Consider the following 18,238-nt stretch of genomic DNA (forward strand, 5'->3'; position numbering starts at 1 on the left):
TCTACAGGTTGCATTAACTGGATGTCGACAATCTTAAGTTGCATAACCTCTGGATCCTTTCCTGATGGTTCTCGCCGGCATCCCGCCGCCGAAACCTGTCATGCGAGCGTGTCCGGGGGCAGCTCAAGGGGGGATCCATGTCGCGCCTTTCCAGCCTGTTTTCGAATCGCCATGTCACGGGCCAACTCGATGCCATCAACCGCTCGCAAGCGGTGATCGAGTTCGATCTCGCTGGCAAGGTTCTGAACGCAAACGAGAATTTCCTGACGACGCTGGGTTACACGCTGGCCGAGATCAAGGGCCAGCACCACAGCATGTTCGTCTCACCCGCTGAGCGCGAGACGCCGGCCTGCAAGCAGTTCTGGCTCGATCTCGGCCGCGGCGAGTTCTCGCGCGGGCAATATCTGCGCATCGGCAAGGGCGGCAAGGAGGTTTGGATCCAGGCAAGCTACAACCCGATCCTCGGCGCCGGCGGCAAGCCGATCGGCGTGGTCAAGCTCGCGACCGACATCACGCAGGAGAAGAACCGTCTCGCCGATCTGGAAGGCCAGCAGCAGGCGATCAACAAAGCCCAGGCCGTGATCGAGTTCGATCTCACGGGCAAGGTGCTGCACGCCAATGAGAATTTCCTGGCGGTGCTCGGCTACTCGCTCTCCGAGGTGGTCGGCCGGCATCATTCCATGTTCGTCGATCCCGCAGAGCGCGAAACGCCTGCCTATCGCCAGTTCTGGGAGCGCCTCGGGCGGGGCGAATACGATGCCGCGCAATACCGCCGCATCGGCAAGGCCGGAAATCAGATCTGGATTCAGGCGAGCTACAATCCGATCATGGATGCCAAGGGGCAGCCCTATAAAGTGGTGAAATTCGCCACCGACATCACGGCGAGCTTCAAGGGCCAGCAGCTCGAGGCGGCGGTGCGCGAAACCGGCGAGGTGATCGCCCGCGCCAAGGACAAGGACCTGACGGGGCGCGTCTCGCTTGAGGGCAAGAGCGGCGAGATCGCCCAGCTCTGCGCCGGGGTGAACGATCTGATCGACACGATGGCCGCGGTGGTGTCCTCCGTCCGCGAGATTTCCGGCCGGATCGATGAGGCTTCGACCAGCATCTCCTCGGACAGCGCGCAGCTCGCGGAGCGGACCGAGGCCAACGCCTCCAGCCTGCAGGAAACGGCGGCGACGACCGAGGAACTCGCGGCCTCGGTCAAGCACAGCGCCGGCAATTCGCGCGCTGCCGTGGCGCTCGGCGAGGAGGCGAGCCAGGTCGCGGTGCGCGGCGGGGCGATCGTTACCGAGGCCGTCGGTGCGATGGAGCGGATCGAGCAGGCCTCGTCCAGCATTTCCGAGATCATCGCGATGATCGACGAGATCGCCTTCCAGACCAATCTGCTCGCGCTCAATGCGGCGGTCGAGGCGGCCCGTGCCGGCGATGCCGGCCGGGGCTTCGCCGTGGTCGCCTCCGAAGTGCGGGCGCTCGCCAAGCGCTGCAGCGAATCCGCCAATGGCGTCAAATCGCTGATCGCGAATTCGACTCAGCAGATCCAGACCGGCGTGCAGCTCGTCAAGGATGCCGGCACGACCCTGCGCGAGATCGTCTCGGCCGCCTCGAAAGTCTCAACCACCGTCAGCGAGATCTCGCAGGCCAGTATCGAGCAGGCCAACGGCATTGACGAGATGGCGCGCACCGTCGCGCATATGGACGAAATGACCCAGCAGAACGCGCTCTTGGCCGACCAGAGCGCCAAGGTCGCGCGCGATCTCCAGCAAGACACCTCGGCGCTCAGCGCGATGGTCGCGGCCTTCACGCTGGAGGCCGGCGCGGATTTCGCGACCCGGGTTGCAGGCGAGATCAGGCGGGCTGCGCCGCAGCTCCAGCGCCGCGCGCCGGTGCCCGCTCTTGCCTCCAAGTCCTCTTCTGCCGCCATGCCCACTTCGCGCGCGCGGCCCCGCCTGGCAGTGGCCGGCGGCAGCGCCGAGGGCTGGTCAGAATTTTAGAGGCGATCCGCCGCCCGCTATCCCGGCCTTCTGGGGATGGCGGGCGGCGGCCTCTTGTCAGCACGGCAGGGATAGGGTTTGCGATGAGAGCGGCGCCATATGCGCCAGATGAAGCCCGGAGCCCGCGCCATGGCCGAACCGACCTCCAACAAGGCCTTTCCCGTTTCCTGGGACCAGTTCCACCGCGACGCGCGCGCGCTCGCCTGGCGATTGGCCGAGAAGGGGCCCTTCGAGGCCATCGTCTGCATCACGCGCGGCGGGCTCGTGCCGGCAGCGATCATCTGCCGCGAGCTCGGCTTACGCCTGATCGAGACGGTCTGCGTCGCGAGCTATCACGATTACAAGAACCAGTCTGAGCTCAAGGTGCTGAAGGATGTCGCGCCCTCGATCAAGGCGATTGGCGACGGCAAGGGCAAGGGTGTGCTCGTCGTCGACGATTTGACGGATACCGGCAAGACCGCCCGGGTCGTGCGCGAGATGCTGCCCAACGCCCACTTCGCCACGGTCTACGCCAAGCCTGCCGGCGTGCCGACGGTTGACACCTTCATCACCGAGGTCAGCCAGGACACCTGGATCTATTTCCCCTGGGATATGGGGCTCGCCTATGTCGAGCCGATCGCCAAGGACCACAAGGGCTGAAGCATCAGGCCGTGCCGCGCGAGCGTAGCGCCACGGTCATGCCGGCGATGACCAGCAGCATGCCGATGATTTCCGCCGCCGAGGGCCATTCGCCGAGCAGGACCGCCCCAGTGATCGCCGCGATTGCCGGGTTCAACGGCATGAACAGGGTCGCGCGCGCGGCTCCCAGCAGCGCCACCGTCCGCGTGTAGAGAAACAGCGCCCCGACGCCGACCAGCGCGCCCTGATAGAAGGCTTGCAAGGCGAGCGCCTCCCAGGCGACCTCGCCGAGCCGGATCGGCAGCGTCAGGGTAACGACTGGCAGGAACAGCAGCGAGAGCAGGCAGGTCGCGATGGTGACGTCGATCGCGCCCGCGCCCCAGCGTTTTGCCAGCAGCCCGAACAACGACCACATCATCGCGGTGAGCACGAAGAGCAGGTCGCCGATCCAGGCGCTGTCATGCGCGGGGACATGACCAAGGGACTGCCAAGAGAGCGCCTGCCAGGAGAAGGCGCCGACGCCCGCCAGCACCAGCGCGAGCCCGGTCAGCCTCATCCGGCCCGGTCGTTCGCCCGCCAGGGCATAGGCAAGGACGGCGGTGAAGACCGGAATCAGCCCGGGCGTGATGGTCGAGGCGTGCAGCGCGGGGGCAAAGGAAGCGCCGGCGATGAGCACCAGCGAATAGGGCGCGCCGGCAAGCGCTGTGAGCACCAGGGCGCGGCGCCAGCCGATTCGCCCGATCGGGAAAGGTCGCATGCGCCGCAACGCGAAGGGCAGCAGCAGGAGGGCGGCGGTGGTAAAACGCAGGATCGTGACGTCGGCGGGCGTCAACCCGTCGGCGACCGACTGGCGCGAGACCACGGCCTGGATACCCCAGATCAGGCTGGTCGTCAGGCCGCAGGCGATGCCGAGCCAAGGCATCCGGCCGGTGGGCGTGGCGAGGCGCGTGGCGGTGGCGAGATTCGGCGGCGGAACGGCCTGGTTCACGGGGTGTGCTTTCCGAGGAGGCCGTGCGTCTCGCGCCTCTGCAAGGGGGGCGCTGCTATGCCGGCACAGCGGCCTTTGCTGCAAGGGCGCGCACCATGGAGCGGTCCCGAGCCCGGCGCATGGCCGCGTCACGCACCAGCTTGTTCAAGCCCCCTTGTTCAAGTCCCCTTGGCTGCATGGCCGCATTTGCAGCCATGCCTCTATGCGCGGTGCATGCCGGCCTCTAGCTTCCGCGAAACCGCGCCGCTTCGCAGCGGCGTCGCTCCTTCGATAAGGGCCAGTGCCATGACCGATCTCTCCGCTTTCCCGATCACCAAGCGCTGGCCGGCCCAGCATCCCGACCGTATCCAGCTCTATTCGCTGCCGACGCCCAATGGCGTGAAGGTCTCGATCGCGCTGGAGGAACTCGAACTGCCCTACGAGCCACATCTGATCGATATCGGCAAGAACGAGACCTGGGGGCCGGAATTCCTGTCGCTGAACCCCAATGGCAAGATCCCGGCGATCATCGATCCTCATGGGCCGGGCGGAAAGCCTTTCGGACTGTGGGAGTCGGGCGCGATCCTGGTCTATCTCGCCGAGAAGACCGGCAAGCTCATCCCGAGCGATGCGGGCCTGCGCTACGAGACCCTGCAATGGGTCTTCTTCCAGATGGCGGCGGTGGGGCCGATGTTCGGCCAGCTCGGCTTCTTCCACAAATTTGCCGGCAAGGACTATGAGGATAAACGCCCGCGCGACCGCTACGCCAATGAGAGCAAGCGCCTGCTCGGCGTGCTGGAGACCAGGCTCACCGGCCGAGACTGGATCATGGGCAAGGACTACAGCATCGCCGACATCGCCTTGCTCGGCTGGGTGCGCAACCTCGTCGGCTTCTACGGCGCAGCCGAGCTCGTCGATTACGCCAGCCTGAAGCAGGTGCCGCTCTGGCTCGAGCGCGGGCTGGCGCGGCCGGCGGTGCAGCGCGGCCTGGACAGTCCCAAGCGGGGGTAAGGACGTCGTTGGCGTCGTCGCGGAGCCGGTCGGCGCGAAATCCCGGTCTCCTCCGCGCTGTGGCCTTCTTTGTGCTGCGGCTTTCTCGTGCTGCAGCCTTCTTTGTACTGAATGAAAAAGCCGCCGCTCGGTCATCGAGCGGCGGCTGTTCCTTAGGTCGCCGCCCCGGTCGACGCAGACCGTCAAGCCGTGATTGCGGGCGTGCCCAGAGGATCGGGACCAAACCGGTTTGGTCCTGCAGTACCGCGCAGGCATCCGGCCTCGATGAAATACCAGGCGGCGCCGATCAGCGGGACAAATTGAATGAGCAGCCACCAGCCGGATTTGTTGCGGTCATGGTAGCGTTTCACGCCGATGCAGATACCGGACCAAATGCAGAAAATTATATAGCCGAAGACAATGATCAGGTAGGGCACAGATTTAGCGCCCGTGACGTTGTAGCTGCCTTCTGCAGTGATTTCACCCGGAATTATCTGCCACAGAACAAACAGCAGCAACCCTACGATTATTGATGCGCCGATATAATACAATATCGCGGACCAGAATTTGCCTCGTCCGATGCGGCCATCAGAAGAAAACAAGAATGCTGTCATGGCTTTAGAGCCTCCCCCCACGTCGCCGTTTGCGACTGTGGTTAGTTCCGGTAGAAATTCTGGAATGTCAATTTAAATAATATCTTTTGAACTACTCCTTAGAAAGTCATTCTACAAAAATTGCAGCGAACTGCAAATAATGCTGCCATCCTTCGATATTTTACTCATTTAGGTGAATTGAGCGCTGGTTGCTGACCGGTTGACTATTTGGATTCGGCCGATGCGCGAGAGCGCGGCGCTGGTTCTGTCGCTCAGCAACGTCACCAGGCTCTCGATCGGTTCACCCTCTCTGTTCCGGCCTGATCTCGATGACGGTGCCGCGCGGCCTGGGCTGCCCGGAGCGCGGCCGGAGCGGGCTCTCTTGGCACGCCCCGATTTGCAGGCGCGATCCGACAAGCTAGAACGCTGCTCATGAAAGAGAAAATCCGAGTCGCGGTCCTCTACGGGGGCAAATCCGGGGAACATGAGGTTTCGCTGCAATCGGCGGCCTCGGTGATCCAGCATCTCGACCGGGACCGCTTCGACGTGGTCCCGGTCAGCATCGACAAGCAGGGCAAGTGGCAGTGGAACGACCTGCGCCTCATCGAGGAGGCGAAGGGGCGGGCGCTGCCCATCTTCGGCGATGCCCCGGAAATGCGGCTCTCGCCTCAGGCCGACGGGCGCGCTGCGCTTCTGCCCGTGATCGGTTCCGCCACGTCGCCGCGGCCAATCGACGTGGTCTTCCCGGTGATGCACGGTCCGCTCTACGAGGACGGCGCGGTGCAGGGCGTCCTCGAGCTTGCCGGCGTCGCCTATGTCGGTTCCGGCGTGCTGAGTTCGGCGATCGGGATGGACAAGGACATCGCCAAGCGCCTGGCCTTGTTCGCGGGATTGCCGGTGCTGCCTTATCTGGCGCTGGCGAAGCGCGACTATGAGCGCGACCCGGCTCGCTGGGCTCAGGCCGTGCGCGATAAGCTGACGCTGCCTGTCTTCGTAAAACCCTGCAATATGGGCTCGAGCGTCGGCGTGCATAAGGTGAAGCAGTGGGACGCGCTGGATGCGGCGCTGCGCGACGCCTTCCTCTACGACGTCAAGGTGTTGGTCGAGCAGGGCATCGATGTCCGCGAGATCGAGGTGGCGGTGCTCGAGGGCGAGCCGCCGTTCGTGAGCGTGGCGAGCGAGATCAACGCCAACCCCAAGCATGAATTTTATTCCTACGAGGCCAAATACCTCGATCAGGATGGCGCGACCGTCGACCTGCCGGCCAAGCTCGACGCGGCGCAGATGGAACGGGTCAGGCAGCTTGCGAATGACGCCTTCGTCGCACTTGAATGCAGCGGCCTGGCGCGGGTCGATTTCTTCCTCGACCGCCGGGGTGGCGATTTCTACTTCAACGAAATCAACACCTTGCCGGGCTTCACCTCGATCAGCATGTATCCCAAAATGATGGAGGCCTCCGGGCTGCCCTACCGGGAGCTGCTGAGCCGCCTGATCGAGCTCGCCTTAGAGAAGCAAGCGCGCAAGCATGGGCTGAAGACCGACTATCAGGATCAGCTCTGAGGCGTTCCGCCGTCATGCTCGGGCTTGACCCGAGCATCTTTGAAACGAGTGCCATCCGGTCCTGAGATTCTCGGATCTTCGCTTCGCTGCGTCCGAGAATGACGTGCCCTCTTCCCTTCTCCCGCGAGGGGAGAAGGGGTCGCCGCCCCGTTCCCGTTTATCCTCGCCCCAAAGCCCTGCCTAGTCCGCCCCCGACCGCTTGACCAAGGGCGGGCTATCCCTCGCTCGCCTTCGGCGGCGAGTGGACCGCAACGCCAGCTATGACCAAAGCCACGCCGAGAATGTCTTGCAGGCTTGGGATCTGGGCGAGGACGATCGCCGCAATGACGGTCGCCGTCGCAGGCAGGATCGCCAGGCAAAGCGCGAAAGTCTGACGCGGCAGACGGGACATCGCAAGCTGGTCGGCTATGTAGGGAATGACTGAGGAGCATAGCCCGACCGCGATGCCGGCAAGCACCAGATTGATCGCGCCAAATGCCCTGGCCGCCTCGCTGAAGCCGATCGGCATGAGGATGACGAAAGCGATGGCCATGGCGGCGCCAAGACGCTCGACGCCGCCATTCGCCCCATCTTCCGCCGCTTTGTGGCCGAGAACGATATAGCCCACGAAAAGTGCTCCGTTCAGGCTTGCCCAGAGCAGCCCCAGCGCATCCGTCGACCCTTTCAAGTCGATCATGATGAAGACGCCGAGCATCGCCAGAAGCAGCGCCAGGGCGTTGCGACGCGTGCGCAGCCCATAGAGGGCGACGCCAATCGTGCCGACGAACTCCATGGCTGCCACGAGGCTCATGGGGAGGCGGTCAAGAGCCAGATAGAAGGCCGTGTTCATGGCCGCTAGGCAGGTGCCGAGGCCGACCAGCAGCAGCCTCGTCTTCGCGTCGGCCTCCCGGATCGTTCGCCATGGCTTGGTGAAGGGCGCGAAGATGAGAGCTGCCGAGGCGATCCGGAACCACGCCACGCCAAGAACTCCAACCGCTGGAAAGAGCAGCACGGCGAAGGACGGCCCGAGATAGTGGAAAACGGCACTGACCCCGAACCAGGCATAAGGCGGGACGGCTTCGGCGGCTCCGTTGAGCGTCAGCTTCGATGATGGCACGAGTTGTTCCCTCGTCGTCATCATGAGAGGATGGATCGCTCGATTGAAGGCCTGATACCAGGAGGATTTCAGCTTCTTCCTTACAAGTGCATGGTGGTTTCGATGAAGCGCCTTCGATATGAAAATGGCGGACTGGACCCGACGGATCTCCGGCTGCTCGATGCGCTCGCCGCCGATGCGCGGATCAGCATTGCGGAGCTGGCGCGTCTCGTCGGGCTGTCTTCGCCGAGCGTGTCTGAAAGGGTCAGGCGGCTGGAGGAGGCCGGCGTGATCGAGGGCTACACCGTCACGATCAATCCCAAGGCGCTTGGCCTGCCGCTTGCGGCCTGGCTCCGTATCCGGCCGATTCCCGGCCAGCTTCACAATGTGACGGAGATCCTGCGCGCGATTCCGGAGATCGTTGAATGCGACCGCATCACCGGCGAAGACTGCTTCATCGCTCGCGCCCATGTCGAAACTGTCGAGGCGCTGGAGCAGTTGATCGACAAGCTCATCCCTTATTCGATGACGAACACGTCGATCATCCAGTCGTCTCCCGTCCAGCGCAGATTGCCGCCGCTGAGGCTGCCGACCGAATAGTCCTGTCCGTGCGTGGCGGATGAAGGCGTTGCGCCTTGTCGTCATGGTCGCCCTTGTGGCGGCCATCCACGTCTTTGCTGATGAAGGCCTGTATTCAAGACGCGGATGCTCGGGACAAGCCCGAGCATGACGCCGCCGCCGCGCCGCCCTGGCGGCATGGCCGCCCTGCGCTGTGGTCTGCGACAAAGCGTATCGCGCCCGTTGGAAGTCCTAGGCGTCAATATTATAAGCATGCCTATGAACAGCACGCCTAATGATCCGACAGGGCATCCGCCTCCTTCGATCGGCTTCCTCCTGCACGATGTCGCGCGTTTGCTGCGAAAGCGTTTCGAGCAACATGGCCGGGCGCGCAGCCTCGGCCTGACGCGCTCGCAATGGCAGGTGCTCGCCTATCTCACCCATAATGAGGGCATTCAGCAGGGCGGGCTCGCCGAATTGCTGGAGGTCGAGCCGATCACGCTCGGGCGCATCGTCGACAAGCTCGAGGCCTGCGGCCTGGTCGAGCGGCGCGCGCATGCGACGGACCGGCGGATCTGGCGGCTCTTCCTCACCGAGAAGGCCGCGCCGAAGCTCGCCGAGATGCGCGGGATCGGCGAGATGACCCGGGCGGAAGCCTTCGGCGACATCTCGGATGCCGAGCGCGAACATCTTCTCGCTCTTCTGGGAGCGATGAAATCGAATCTGACCGCCGCCTGCAGCAGCACGCCGCGGGCGGAAAAGCAGACCAGCCATGGATGAAGCAGCCATGAAGTCCGAATCCCAGGCCAATGACGAACCGACGCCGGCCAGCAACGTGACCGAGATCCGCCGTGCTGCGAGCAAGCTCGCCCCCTCGGCCGAGGCGACGCCTCAGGCGGAGGCGCCGGCCAGCAAGGTCGTCGCCGCGAAACGGACCGGGACCCGGCGGCGGGTGTTGTTTGCGCTGTTGCCCATCGCGCTTGTCGTCGGTGGTTATTTCTATGTTGTCGGCGGGCAGGTCATGTCGACCGAGAACGCCTATGTTCAGGCCGATATCGTCGGCCTCTCGACCGATGTCGCCGGCATCGTCAGCGATATCGGGGTTCACGACAATCAGGTCGTGAAGGCCGGCGATGTCCTGTTCACGCTCGACGACCAGCAGTTCCGCCTCGCCCTCGACCGTGCGGATGCTCAGATCGGCATCGTCAAGAACGACATTGCCGCGCTGCAGGCGAGCTACAAGGGCGTGCAGAGCCAGATCGTTCAGGCGAAGATCGATATCGATTTCTATACGGTGGCGTTCAAGCGCCAGCAGGATCTGGCGACGAAGTCCTATGCCTCGCAGGCGATCTTCGATCAGGCGAAGCATGATCTTGACGGCGCGGTCCAGAAGCTCGCCTTGCTCCAGACCCAACTGGCCGGGATCGCCGCCAATCTCAATGGCGATCCTGAAGCACCTGCAACCGACCACCCCCGCTACAAGGATGCCGTCGCCGCGCGCGGCGAGGCAGCCCGCCAATTGGCGCATACTGTGGTCAGGGCGCCGATGGACGGCATCGTGACGAATGTGCCCTCCCTGCAGAAGGGGCAGTATCTCGCTGCGGCGACGAACGCCTTCAGCCTGGTCTCGACCGACCATGTCTGGATCCAGGCGAGCCCGAAGGAAACCGAACTCACCTGGGTGCGCCCGGGGCAGAAGGCGACGGTCGCGGTCGATAGCTATCCGGACCAGGACTGGACCGGCGTCGTCGACAGCATCAGCCCGGCCTCGGCGGCGAGCTTCTCGCTGCTGCCCGCCCAGAACACCAGCGGCAACTGGGTCAAGGTCGTCCAGCGCATCGCCATGCGCGTGCGCATCGAAACCCCGGCGGACAAGCCGCAATTGCGTGCCGGCATGAGCGTGGTGCTCGATATCGACACCGGCCATGCGCGCGGCCTGCCGAGCTTCGTCTCCTGGCCGTTTGGCAAGTCTTGGCCGCTTGGAAAGTCAGAGCCGCGCCATGGCTGATCCCGCCGCGCCGGCGTTCGTCCGCGTCGCCAATCGCGGTGCGATCACCGCCTGCGTGATCCTTTCCGTGGTCATGCAGGCGCTCGACACGACGATCGCGAATGTCGCGCTGCCCTATATCCAGGGCAGCGTCTCGGCCAGCGCGGACCAGATCAACTGGGTCCTGACCTCCTATATCGTCGCAGCCGCAATCATGACGCCGCCCTCGGGTTTCCTGGCTGCGCGCTTCGGTCGCAAGCGCGTGCTCTCGGCCGCGATCGTCGGCTTCGTCGTGGCCTCGATGCTGTGCGGCGCGGCGCAGTCGCTGTCGCAGATCGTCGGCTTCCGCCTGCTGCAGGGCTTCTTCGGCGCGGCGCTGGTTCCGATCTCCCAAGGCATCCTGCTCGATATCTACACGCCCGAGGAGCGCGGCTCGGCAATGGCGTTGTTTGGCGTCTCGGTGATGGTCGGCCCGGTGCTCGGCCCGGTGATCGGCGGCTGGCTGACCGAGAACATCTCCTGGCGCTGGGTCTTCTACATCAACCTGCCGCTCGGCGCGCTCGCCTTCACGGGCGTTGCGATCTACCTCAAGGAAACCGCCACCAACGCCGTCGCGAAGCTCGACTGGATCGGCTTCGGCGCGCTCAGCCTCGGCATCGCCTCGCTACAGATCTTTCTCGATCGCGGCGCCCAGCTCGACTGGTTCGATTCCGGCGAGATCATCATCGAGGCCGCGGTCTGCGCCGCCGCCTTCTACATCCTCGTGGTTCACACCTTCACGGCGCAGAACTCGTTCATCAAGCCGCGCCTGTTCCTCGACCGGAATTTCAGCGTCGGCCTGATCTTCATTTTCGTCGTCGGCATCACCTATCTCGCCTCGATGGCATTGATGACGCCCTATCTGCAGACGCTGATGGGCTATCCGGTCGTCACCGCCGGCGTCGTCATGGGGCCGCGCGGGCTTGGCACCATGGTCTGCATGTTCGTCGTCGGGCGCCTGATCGGCAAGGTCGATATCCGCCTGCTGCTGACGGCCGGCCTCGGCGTCAGCGCCTGGGCGATGTACGACATGTCCGGCTGGACGCCTGATGTCTCGCAGACCACGATCATGGTTACGGGCTTCATCCAGGGCGCGGGGCTGGGCCTTCTCTTCGTGCCGTTGACGACGGTGACCTTCGCGACCTTGCCGGCGCAGTTCCGTGGCGACGGCACGGGCCTCTACAACCTGTCGCGCAATATCGGCTCCAGCGTCGGCATTTCCTTCGTCGCCTATCTCCTGACCCGCAACACGCAGGTGAACCATGCGGAGATATCCAACTACGTCACCGCGTATAACCGCGTCTTCGAGAATCCGGCGATCAAGCAGGCCTGGGATCCGCTGAAGCTCGCCGGCCGCGCCGCGCTCGACGAGGTGGTCACCAAGCAAGCCACGGTCATTGCCTATATCGACGATTTCAAGCTGCTGATGCTCTTGTGCCTGGCCGCGATCCCGCTGGTCATCCTGCTGCGCAGCCCGAAGCGGGAGGAGGCTCCCGCCGACGATCATGCGATGGTGATGGAGTAGCGCAAGGCCTGCCCGTCCCATTGGAACTAACAAAGGCTTAATCGACCGCGCACTAGCATGGCGTCCTGAGCGGATACTCAGTTGAAAGAGCCTGATCGTGCGCGACCACCCCTTGCCGGAACCCGAGCCGGCGCGTTCCGCGGCCTGGCGCGAGTCCCGTGTCTTCACGGCTCAGCGCGACGGCGAACTGGCTTGCCTGCTGGAGCGGGTCGAGCGGTTGCAGCGGGAGGTGGAGGAGAAATCCCGGCTCCTGCGCGAGCGCGACGAGCAACTGGCGCATAGCAAGAAGATCTTCGATCGCTCCTCCGAAGCTGCAAAAATCGGCGTCTGGGAATGTGATCTGACCAACGCCGATTCCTTGCGCTGGACCGACGCCGTCTACGATCTGTTTGAGCTCCCGCGCGGCTCCAAGCTCGATCGGCTCAGAATCGTCGAGATGTACGATCCGGAGTCCCGTATCGCGATGCAGACCCTGCGCAGCAAGGCGATCAGCGAGCAGGGCGGATTCACGCTCGACGCCAAAATCACGACCGCGCTCGGCAAGGAGCGCTGGATGCGGCTCACCGCCGATGTCGAGAGCGAGAACGGTGTCGCGGTACGCATCTTCGGCATGAAGCAGGACATCACCGAAGAGCGGGCGCTCTGGGACAAGACGCGGTTCCTGGCGGAAATCGACCTCATGACCGGGCTCGCCAATCGCAGCCAGTTCCAGGCGATCTTGTCCGGCCAGAAGGGAGAGCCTGCCGGCCCGCTCCTGCTCGTCGATCTCGACGGCTTCAAGCAGGTCAACGACACCTTCGGCCATGGGCTCGGCGACGAATGCCTGAAGCAGGTCGCGCTGCGCCTGCGCGGCATCTGTGCCGAGGCGCGATTGGTGGCGCGGATCGGCGGCGACGAGTTCGCAGTGCTGATGGGCACAGCTGCCGATCGACTGGCGGCCGAGGCTCTGACCGAGCGCGTCCTCGATGCCTTGCGTCGCCCGATCGCCTGGGGCGCGCATGTCTTCCAGCTTGGCGCGTCGGTGGGGATCGCGATCCCGCAAGGCTTCGACGCTTCAAGTTCGGCTGAGCTGTTCAGCCATGCCGATATCGCGCTCTATGCAGCCAAGGCGGCCGGCAAGAACACGTTCAGGGTCTTCGATCCGCAGATGAAGAGTGAGGGCGAGCGGCGCTTCGAGACCGTCCGGGATATCGGCCGCGCCCTGGTCGAGAACCAGCTTGAATTGTATTATCAGCCTAAGCTGCGGCTCTGCGACCAGAACCTGTCGGGTTTCGAGGCGCTCTTGCGCCGGCGCATGCCCGATGGGCGGGTGGTCGCGGCGGGGGCCTTCCAGGCGGCCCTGAACGATCCCGACCTTTCGGCGCGGCTGGGCAAATGGGTGGTCGAGAAAGCCTTGTGCCAGGCCGGGCTCTGGCATCGCGCCGGCTTCGATTTCGGCAGCCTTGCGATCAATCTCAGCGCCTCGCAGCTCCATGACCATCATTTCGCGGAGACGCTGATCGAGCGCGTCGCCGAGCAGGGCCTGACGCCCGGCATGATCGAGATCGAGGTGACCGAAGGCGTCTTCCTCGACGATGAATCCGGCCCGGTGAAGCGCATCCTCGAGCGCCTGAAGCAGAGCGGCATGCGCGTCGCGCTCGATGATTTCGGAACGGGCTACGCCTCGCTCGTGCATCTGCGCAGCTATCCGATCGATGTCATCAAGATCGACAAATCCTTCGTGCAGCGTTTCCTCAGCTCGGCGCAGGATCGCGCCATCCTGGAGACGATCCTGCACCTGGGAGCGAGCCTGGGCATGGACATCGTCGCTGAAGGCATCGAGACGGCGGCGCAATTGCAGGCGCTGAAGGCGCTGGGCTGCCCGTTCGGCCAGGGCTTCCTGTTCTCGCCGGCGGTTCCCGCATCGCGCGCCATCGACTGGCTGCTGCCGGTCGCCTGCCGCGAGACCCGCGTGGCGTGATCTTCGCCTTGGTCTTGCATCCCAGGCATCTTGCATCCGAGGTCCAAAACTTGCCTGCTCCATCCGTGAGGGAGAGCGGGCGATGACGGATGGGCTGGAGGAGCAAGGTGGATCGGCGGCGCTGGCGCTGGAGCTCCAGGGCGCAATCGAGCAGGCGCGCAAGGATGCGCGCGAAGACCCGTTCGGCAATCCCGTGCTCAGGGTCACGCTCTGGCTGACGCGGCGGATGGATCGCGGCGAGCTGACATTGGATGCTGCGCTTGGTCTCGCGCGCCATCTTGGCCGCGAGGCCTTGTACGAGCGGGCAGGGCGCATAGCAGCCTATGTCGGGCTGACGGATGATGGCGATGCGCCGCTGCTGGTGCTGGCTGAGAGGCTGGCCGCCGCGGCCGAGGGTGAGCCCGAGCCCTTCGCGCATTTCCGCACTGCGACCGCCTGGCCACGCTTTGCCGCCGTGTTCACGGCCCATCCGACCTTCGGCATGAGCCGGAAGCTGGCACATGCGCTGGCCGATCTCGCCTCGGGCGATGCGGCGGGAGCGGCTGTGGTCGAGAATGAGACGCTCTCCTTCCGGCCCGACGGCGCGATCACGCTGCAGGATGAATTCGAACAGGCGCGTTTCGCCGTGCGCCATGCCCGCGATGCGCTCGACCGCTTGAATGCGGCGCTGCTGACGGCGGCACGTTCGCGCTGGCCGGAGCGCTGGCACGAGCTCGCGCCCCGGCCCTTGATCCTGGCCTCCTGGGTCGGCTGCGACACGGATGGTCGCACCGATATCGGCTGGTGGGACACGCTGCGCTACCGGCTTGAATCCAAGCGCGGACAGTTCGTGCGCATTCTGGAGAAGCTGCCGGAGGTGGCTGCAACTGCCGAGGTGCGGGCGATGGTGTCAGCCGCACTCGCCGCCGTCGAGCGCCAGCTCGCACTTGCGCCGCCGATCGGTACGCAACCGGCGCTGACCGCACTGCAGGCCTTCGCCCTGGCTCTGGTCGGTGAGCGCGAGATGGCCTTGCCCGAGGCCTCCGGATTGATCGCGGCGCTCGATCGGGCCATCGCGGCGGCTCGAGCCGATGACGAGACCGCGATGGCGCTGTGCCTGGTCAAGGCGGGCTGCGTGGCGCACGGCGTCTCGATCGCGCTGCCGCATTTCCGGCTCAACGCCTCGCAGCTCCACAATGCGATGCGCGGCGTCATTCCGCTCGACGAGGAACCTGCCCTGCCGGCGCAGCGGCGCGCCTTCCTCAGCGCGGCGAACGCCCTGCTCGGCAAGGTCGAACCGACGGCGGTCGATTTCGGCGCGCTCGCGGCCGAACGCGCCTCGGCTGCGCGGATGATGATGACGATCACGCAGATCGTGAAGCATCTCGACGGAACGCGCCCGGTGCGCTTTCTCGTAGCGGAAACGGAGACGGGCTACACGCTGCTCTGCGCGCTCTGGCTGGCGAAGCGCTTCGGCGTCGCCGACAAGGTCGAGATCTCGCCGCTGTTCGAGACTTCGGATGCGTTGGAACAGGGGCCGCGCATCATCGACGAGGCGCTGCGTAGCCCGCATTTCCGCGACTATCTCAAGCAGCACGGCCGACTTTGCATCCAGTTCGGCTATTCCGATTCCGGGCGCTATATCGGTCAGGTCGCGGCGACCTTCTGGGTCGAGCGTCTGCGCATTCGCATCTGCGAATTGCTGACGCGTTACGGGCTGAGCGATATCGAGCTCGTGATCTTCGACACCCATGGCGAGTCGGCGGGGCGGGGCGCGCATCCGCGCAGCCTCAGCGATCGCCTGGCCTATCTCGATCCGGCTTTCGCGCGGCAGGCTTTCAAGCGAGCGGGCATCGCGACGGTGCGCGAGACGAGCTTCCAGGGCAGCGACGGCTATCTGCTGTTCGGCACGCGGCAGATCGCGGCGGCGACCGTTGGGCGTATCGCCGAGGCCGTCTTCGGCGAAGGCGAGGATGCGGCCGCTGACCCGATCTACCAGGAGCCGGATTTCGCCTCGGAGTTCTTTCAGACCGTGCGCGAGGAGATGACCGCGCTGGTCGATGATCCCGGCTATGCCGCGCTGATCGGCACCTTCGGTCCCTCGCTGCTCGACAAGACCGGTTCGCGCCCGGCGGCGCGGCAGAGCGATGCGGGTGGGCCGACCCGTATCCGCCATCCGCGCGAACTGCGCGCCATCCCCAACAACGCGATCCTGCAGCAGCTCGGCTGGCTCGCCAACAGCGTGCATGGTCTCGGCCAGGCGGCCGGGCGCGCGCCCGACCTGTTTCGCGCCATGCGCGAGCGTTCGGACCGCTTCGAGCGCGCCTATAGCCTGGCCAGCCATGCGATGGCCAATAGCGATCTCGATGTGCTGCGCGCCTATCTCGACACGCTCGACCCCGGCAACTGGTTCGACCGCGCGCGCCGTACGGTGCGCGAGGGGCGGCGCGACGAATTGCTCGCGGTTGCCGACGCGCTGGCGCGGCTCGAGCTCGCGCCGGCGTTGAGGCGCCTGTTCTGGCGGCTCTCATCGGACTGGCTGAAGCTGCAGACCGTGGCGAGCGACACGCCGCGCATGTCGGTCAGGCTGGTTGCGCTGCATGCGCTGCGGCTTGCAGTGATGCACCGGATCTGGCTTTCGGCCACGCATATCCCGGATTTCCGACCGCATGCCGGATTGACGCGCGAGGCCCTGATCGAGCGCATCCTGCGGCTCGACATTCCGGCCTCGCTGCTCCTGCTCGGCGAGATATTCCCGCTCAATCCCGATCCGACGATCGGACTGGACTTCGGCGAGCCACCGGGGCCGCGCGAAGGCGGGACCTATGAAGCGCTGCATCGCGACGTCTTCGCGCCGATGCGGGCCTGTTTCGATTTGCTGCGCGAGATCTCGGGCGCGATCCAGCACGAGATCGGTGCCTTCGGCTAGAGCAGGATGCGAAAAAGTGGGAACCGGTTTTTCGCATTGATCCTGCTCTAACTCCTTGATGAGAGACGGATTCAGATTTTAGACGGAGTCACTTTGTGACTCCGTCTAAAATCATCCGGCTCTAGAGCATTTTCGAGCGAAGCGGACACCGGTTCGCGTGAAGAAAATGCGATAAAACAAGGAGGTAGAGCATTTCCGCCATTCGGAGAAATGCGGAAATGCTCTAGATATCGCCAAGGCCGGGAGCGGCGCTCTGCCGGGATTGGCCGGGCGGCTCGCTCCGAAGCTTCGCATAGCGTCCCGAGGCGGTAATCCTCACCATGTCGCGTCTCGCCAAGGCGATGATCGAGTCTTCCTTGAAGAAAGGACCGAAGCGATCATGCGCCCAGCCGCGACGAAAGCGCTGAAGCGGAGCCTGCGCCATGGCGTCGAGCAGGCGCCGCTGCACCGAAGACAGTTGCGACGATCGTTCCCTCGCGATGCAGTTGCCCTGCATTCCTGTGACGTGCTGCACGATAAGCGTTCCTAACCCCACGCATAGGTTGCGTGGGGTTGGGGGAACGAACATTGATCTGAAACAAGAGATGCAGCGGGGCAGCCGTATTTTCAGGCGCCGCGGTCGATGGTCCGCGCCTCTGTGGCCGCTGCCTGCTTGGCGCGCGATCCCCTGATCCAGCGCATCCTGCGGCTCGATGTCCGGCCTCGCCAGCGCTGCTTGGCGAGATCGTCCCGCTCAATTCCGATCCGGCGACCGGACTGGATTTCGGCGTGCCGCCGGGACTGCGCGAAGGCGGGCCTATGAAGCGCTGCACCGCGGCGCCTTCGCGCCGATGCGGGCCTGCTTTGACCTGCTGCGCGAGATCTCGGGCGCGATCCAGCACGAGATCGGTGCCTTCAGTTAGGTTTTCGGCTGCGTTCACCGCCCGTCATTCCGGGGCAGGCCGCTGGCCTGAGCCCGGAACCCAGAACCGATATGCGTGGTCATGGAGGCTTCGACGCCTGAGAGCCTTTCCGGAACCCGCATCGGTTCTGGGTTCCGGGCTCTTCGCGGAGTTTATCCTTGGGCCGACCAAAGGTCGGACCCAAGGGGCGAAGCCCCGGAATGACGGGGTGGTTCCGTGCTCAGGTCGCAAGCTCTCGGACCCGGATCACGCTGCCCGATCGAGCTCGACCACGACTGCAGTGTATTCTGGTGGGTGCGGGGCGAGCTTGGTCCGGGCGTCATCGATCCAACTGGCGAGCTTGATCACTTGCCCCAGGCTAGGGCTTTCGTCGTCGGGCTTGGCCGGTTCGATGATGGTGAGTCCGCCGGCGTCGAAGAAGAAGGTATGGTCGCCGAACACATCGCTGAGCTGGTCCGTGATCGGGTGGTTCTCCGGCAGGGCCTGGGTGCTTGGGACTTGGGCGTTCAACTGGTTCAGGGCGTGGTCGATGCGCGCTTCGGTCAGCTTCATGATCCTGTCCTTT

At 64.7% G+C, this 18,238-nt stretch carries 15 protein-coding genes; 10 read left to right on the forward strand and 5 right to left on the reverse strand.

The window, feature by feature from the left end; all coding sequences use genetic code 11:
• Nucleotides 1–137 precede the first annotated feature (137 nt).
• A complete protein-coding gene (locus tag BMZ97_RS20370) occupies nucleotides 138–1,991 on the forward strand; it encodes a methyl-accepting chemotaxis protein (protein ID WP_092173832.1) in 1,854 nt (617 codons plus the stop codon).
• 129 nt (nucleotides 1,992–2,120) lie between these two features.
• Nucleotides 2,121–2,630, forward strand: a complete 510-nt coding sequence (gpt, locus tag BMZ97_RS20375; RefSeq protein WP_092174102.1) for a xanthine phosphoribosyltransferase — start codon at nucleotides 2,121–2,123, stop codon at nucleotides 2,628–2,630.
• Nucleotides 2,631–2,634: 4 nt separating this feature from the next.
• Here gpt and BMZ97_RS20380 read toward each other — a convergent pair whose 3' ends face one another.
• Nucleotides 2,635–3,597 (reverse strand): DMT family transporter, encoded by a 963-nt coding sequence (locus BMZ97_RS20380; RefSeq protein ID WP_092173835.1) that lies wholly within the window; start codon nucleotides 3,595–3,597, stop codon nucleotides 2,635–2,637.
• A 285-nt stretch (nucleotides 3,598–3,882) separates the two neighbouring features.
• On the opposite strand from BMZ97_RS20380, the gene BMZ97_RS20385 reads away from it, so the two are divergent.
• On the forward strand, nucleotides 3,883–4,587 hold the full coding sequence (locus tag BMZ97_RS20385; protein ID WP_092173838.1) for a glutathione S-transferase N-terminal domain-containing protein: 705 nt from the start codon (nucleotides 3,883–3,885) through the stop codon (nucleotides 4,585–4,587).
• 182 nt (nucleotides 4,588–4,769) lie between these two features.
• Here the strand turns inward: BMZ97_RS20385 and BMZ97_RS20390 are convergent, their stop codons facing one another.
• The gene (locus BMZ97_RS20390; RefSeq protein WP_092173840.1) at nucleotides 4,770–5,180 is read right to left on the reverse strand and encodes a DUF805 domain-containing protein; all 411 of its coding nucleotides are present in this window, start codon (nucleotides 5,178–5,180) and stop codon (nucleotides 4,770–4,772) included.
• 411 nt (nucleotides 5,181–5,591) lie between these two features.
• Here BMZ97_RS20390 and BMZ97_RS20395 point away from each other — a divergent pair, with 411 nt between their 5' ends.
• Nucleotides 5,592–6,719, forward strand: a complete 1,128-nt coding sequence (locus tag BMZ97_RS20395) for a D-alanine--D-alanine ligase family protein (RefSeq protein WP_092173843.1) — start codon at nucleotides 5,592–5,594, stop codon at nucleotides 6,717–6,719.
• 214 nt (nucleotides 6,720–6,933) lie between these two features.
• Here BMZ97_RS20395 and BMZ97_RS20400 read toward each other — a convergent pair whose 3' ends face one another.
• Nucleotides 6,934–7,839 carry an EamA family transporter gene (locus BMZ97_RS20400; protein WP_348272119.1) on the reverse strand — a complete coding sequence of 302 codons (906 nt, stop codon included), beginning with the start codon at nucleotides 7,837–7,839 and terminating at the stop codon, nucleotides 6,934–6,936.
• 78 nt (nucleotides 7,840–7,917) lie between these two features.
• Here BMZ97_RS20400 and BMZ97_RS20405 point away from each other — a divergent pair, with 78 nt between their 5' ends.
• The 6 genes from BMZ97_RS20405 (at nucleotide 7,918) to BMZ97_RS20430 (ending at nucleotide 16,771) form a co-directional block, all read left to right on the forward strand.
• Nucleotides 7,918–8,394: an Lrp/AsnC family transcriptional regulator gene (locus tag BMZ97_RS20405; RefSeq protein ID WP_092174107.1), complete on the forward strand. Its 477-nt coding sequence runs from the start codon at nucleotides 7,918–7,920 to the stop codon at nucleotides 8,392–8,394.
• A 237-nt stretch (nucleotides 8,395–8,631) separates the two neighbouring features.
• Entirely contained in the window at nucleotides 8,632–9,132 is a 501-nt protein-coding gene (locus BMZ97_RS20410; RefSeq protein ID WP_092173845.1) for a MarR family winged helix-turn-helix transcriptional regulator, read from the forward strand.
• 7 nt (nucleotides 9,133–9,139) lie between these two features.
• On the forward strand, nucleotides 9,140–10,360 hold the full coding sequence (locus BMZ97_RS20415; protein WP_092174110.1) for an HlyD family secretion protein: 1,221 nt from the start codon (nucleotides 9,140–9,142) through the stop codon (nucleotides 10,358–10,360).
• Nucleotides 10,353–11,903: a DHA2 family efflux MFS transporter permease subunit gene (locus tag BMZ97_RS20420; protein WP_092173848.1), complete on the forward strand. Its 1,551-nt coding sequence runs from the start codon at nucleotides 10,353–10,355 to the stop codon at nucleotides 11,901–11,903. The genes BMZ97_RS20415 and BMZ97_RS20420 overlap by 8 nt, the downstream gene beginning before the upstream one ends.
• A 97-nt stretch (nucleotides 11,904–12,000) precedes the next feature.
• On the forward strand, nucleotides 12,001–13,863 hold the full coding sequence (locus BMZ97_RS20425) for a putative bifunctional diguanylate cyclase/phosphodiesterase (protein ID WP_139221273.1): 1,863 nt from the start codon (nucleotides 12,001–12,003) through the stop codon (nucleotides 13,861–13,863).
• Nucleotides 13,864–13,945: 82 nt separating this feature from the next.
• Nucleotides 13,946–16,771, forward strand: a complete 2,826-nt coding sequence (locus BMZ97_RS20430) for a phosphoenolpyruvate carboxylase (RefSeq protein WP_092173853.1) — start codon at nucleotides 13,946–13,948, stop codon at nucleotides 16,769–16,771.
• A gap of 223 nt (nucleotides 16,772–16,994) precedes the next feature.
• Here the strand turns inward: BMZ97_RS20430 and BMZ97_RS20435 are convergent, their stop codons facing one another.
• The gene (locus tag BMZ97_RS20435; protein ID WP_139221274.1) at nucleotides 16,995–17,285 is read right to left on the reverse strand and encodes a hypothetical protein; all 291 of its coding nucleotides are present in this window, start codon (nucleotides 17,283–17,285) and stop codon (nucleotides 16,995–16,997) included.
• A gap of 634 nt (nucleotides 17,286–17,919) precedes the next feature.
• Nucleotides 17,920–18,225 carry a hypothetical protein gene (locus BMZ97_RS20445; RefSeq protein WP_092173861.1) on the reverse strand — a complete coding sequence of 102 codons (306 nt, stop codon included), beginning with the start codon at nucleotides 18,223–18,225 and terminating at the stop codon, nucleotides 17,920–17,922.
• Between the last annotated feature and the right edge of the window lie 13 nt (nucleotides 18,226–18,238).

Source organism: Allobosea sp. OK403, from assembly GCF_900113835.1.
Lineage (GTDB): Bacteria > Pseudomonadota > Alphaproteobacteria > Rhizobiales > Beijerinckiaceae > Allobosea.

Bases quoted from the DNA above. Each gene is read 5' to 3' on its own strand.
- BMZ97_RS20410 (WP_092173845.1), top strand. From the start codon at position 8,632: ATGAACAGCACGCCTAATGATCCGACAGGGCATCCGCCTCCTTCGATC.
- BMZ97_RS20395 (WP_092173843.1), top strand. From the start codon at position 5,592: ATGAAAGAGAAAATCCGAGTCGCGGTCCTCTACGGGGGCAAATCCGGG.
- BMZ97_RS20370 (WP_092173832.1), top strand. From the start codon at position 138: ATGTCGCGCCTTTCCAGCCTGTTTTCGAATCGCCATGTCACGGGCCAA.
- BMZ97_RS20445 (WP_092173861.1), bottom strand. From the start codon at position 18,225: ATGAAGCTGACCGAAGCGCGCATCGACCACGCCCTGAACCAGTTGAAC.
- BMZ97_RS20390 (WP_092173840.1), bottom strand. From the start codon at position 5,180: ATGACAGCATTCTTGTTTTCTTCTGATGGCCGCATCGGACGAGGCAAA.
- BMZ97_RS20420 (WP_092173848.1), top strand. From the start codon at position 10,353: ATGGCTGATCCCGCCGCGCCGGCGTTCGTCCGCGTCGCCAATCGCGGT.
- BMZ97_RS20430 (WP_092173853.1), top strand. From the start codon at position 13,946: ATGACGGATGGGCTGGAGGAGCAAGGTGGATCGGCGGCGCTGGCGCTG.
- BMZ97_RS20415 (WP_092174110.1), top strand. From the start codon at position 9,140: ATGAAGTCCGAATCCCAGGCCAATGACGAACCGACGCCGGCCAGCAAC.
- gpt (WP_092174102.1), top strand. From the start codon at position 2,121: ATGGCCGAACCGACCTCCAACAAGGCCTTTCCCGTTTCCTGGGACCAG.
- BMZ97_RS20385 (WP_092173838.1), top strand. From the start codon at position 3,883: ATGACCGATCTCTCCGCTTTCCCGATCACCAAGCGCTGGCCGGCCCAG.
- BMZ97_RS20405 (WP_092174107.1), top strand. From the start codon at position 7,918: ATGAAGCGCCTTCGATATGAAAATGGCGGACTGGACCCGACGGATCTC.
- BMZ97_RS20400 (WP_348272119.1), bottom strand. From the start codon at position 7,839: ATGATGACGACGAGGGAACAACTCGTGCCATCATCGAAGCTGACGCTC.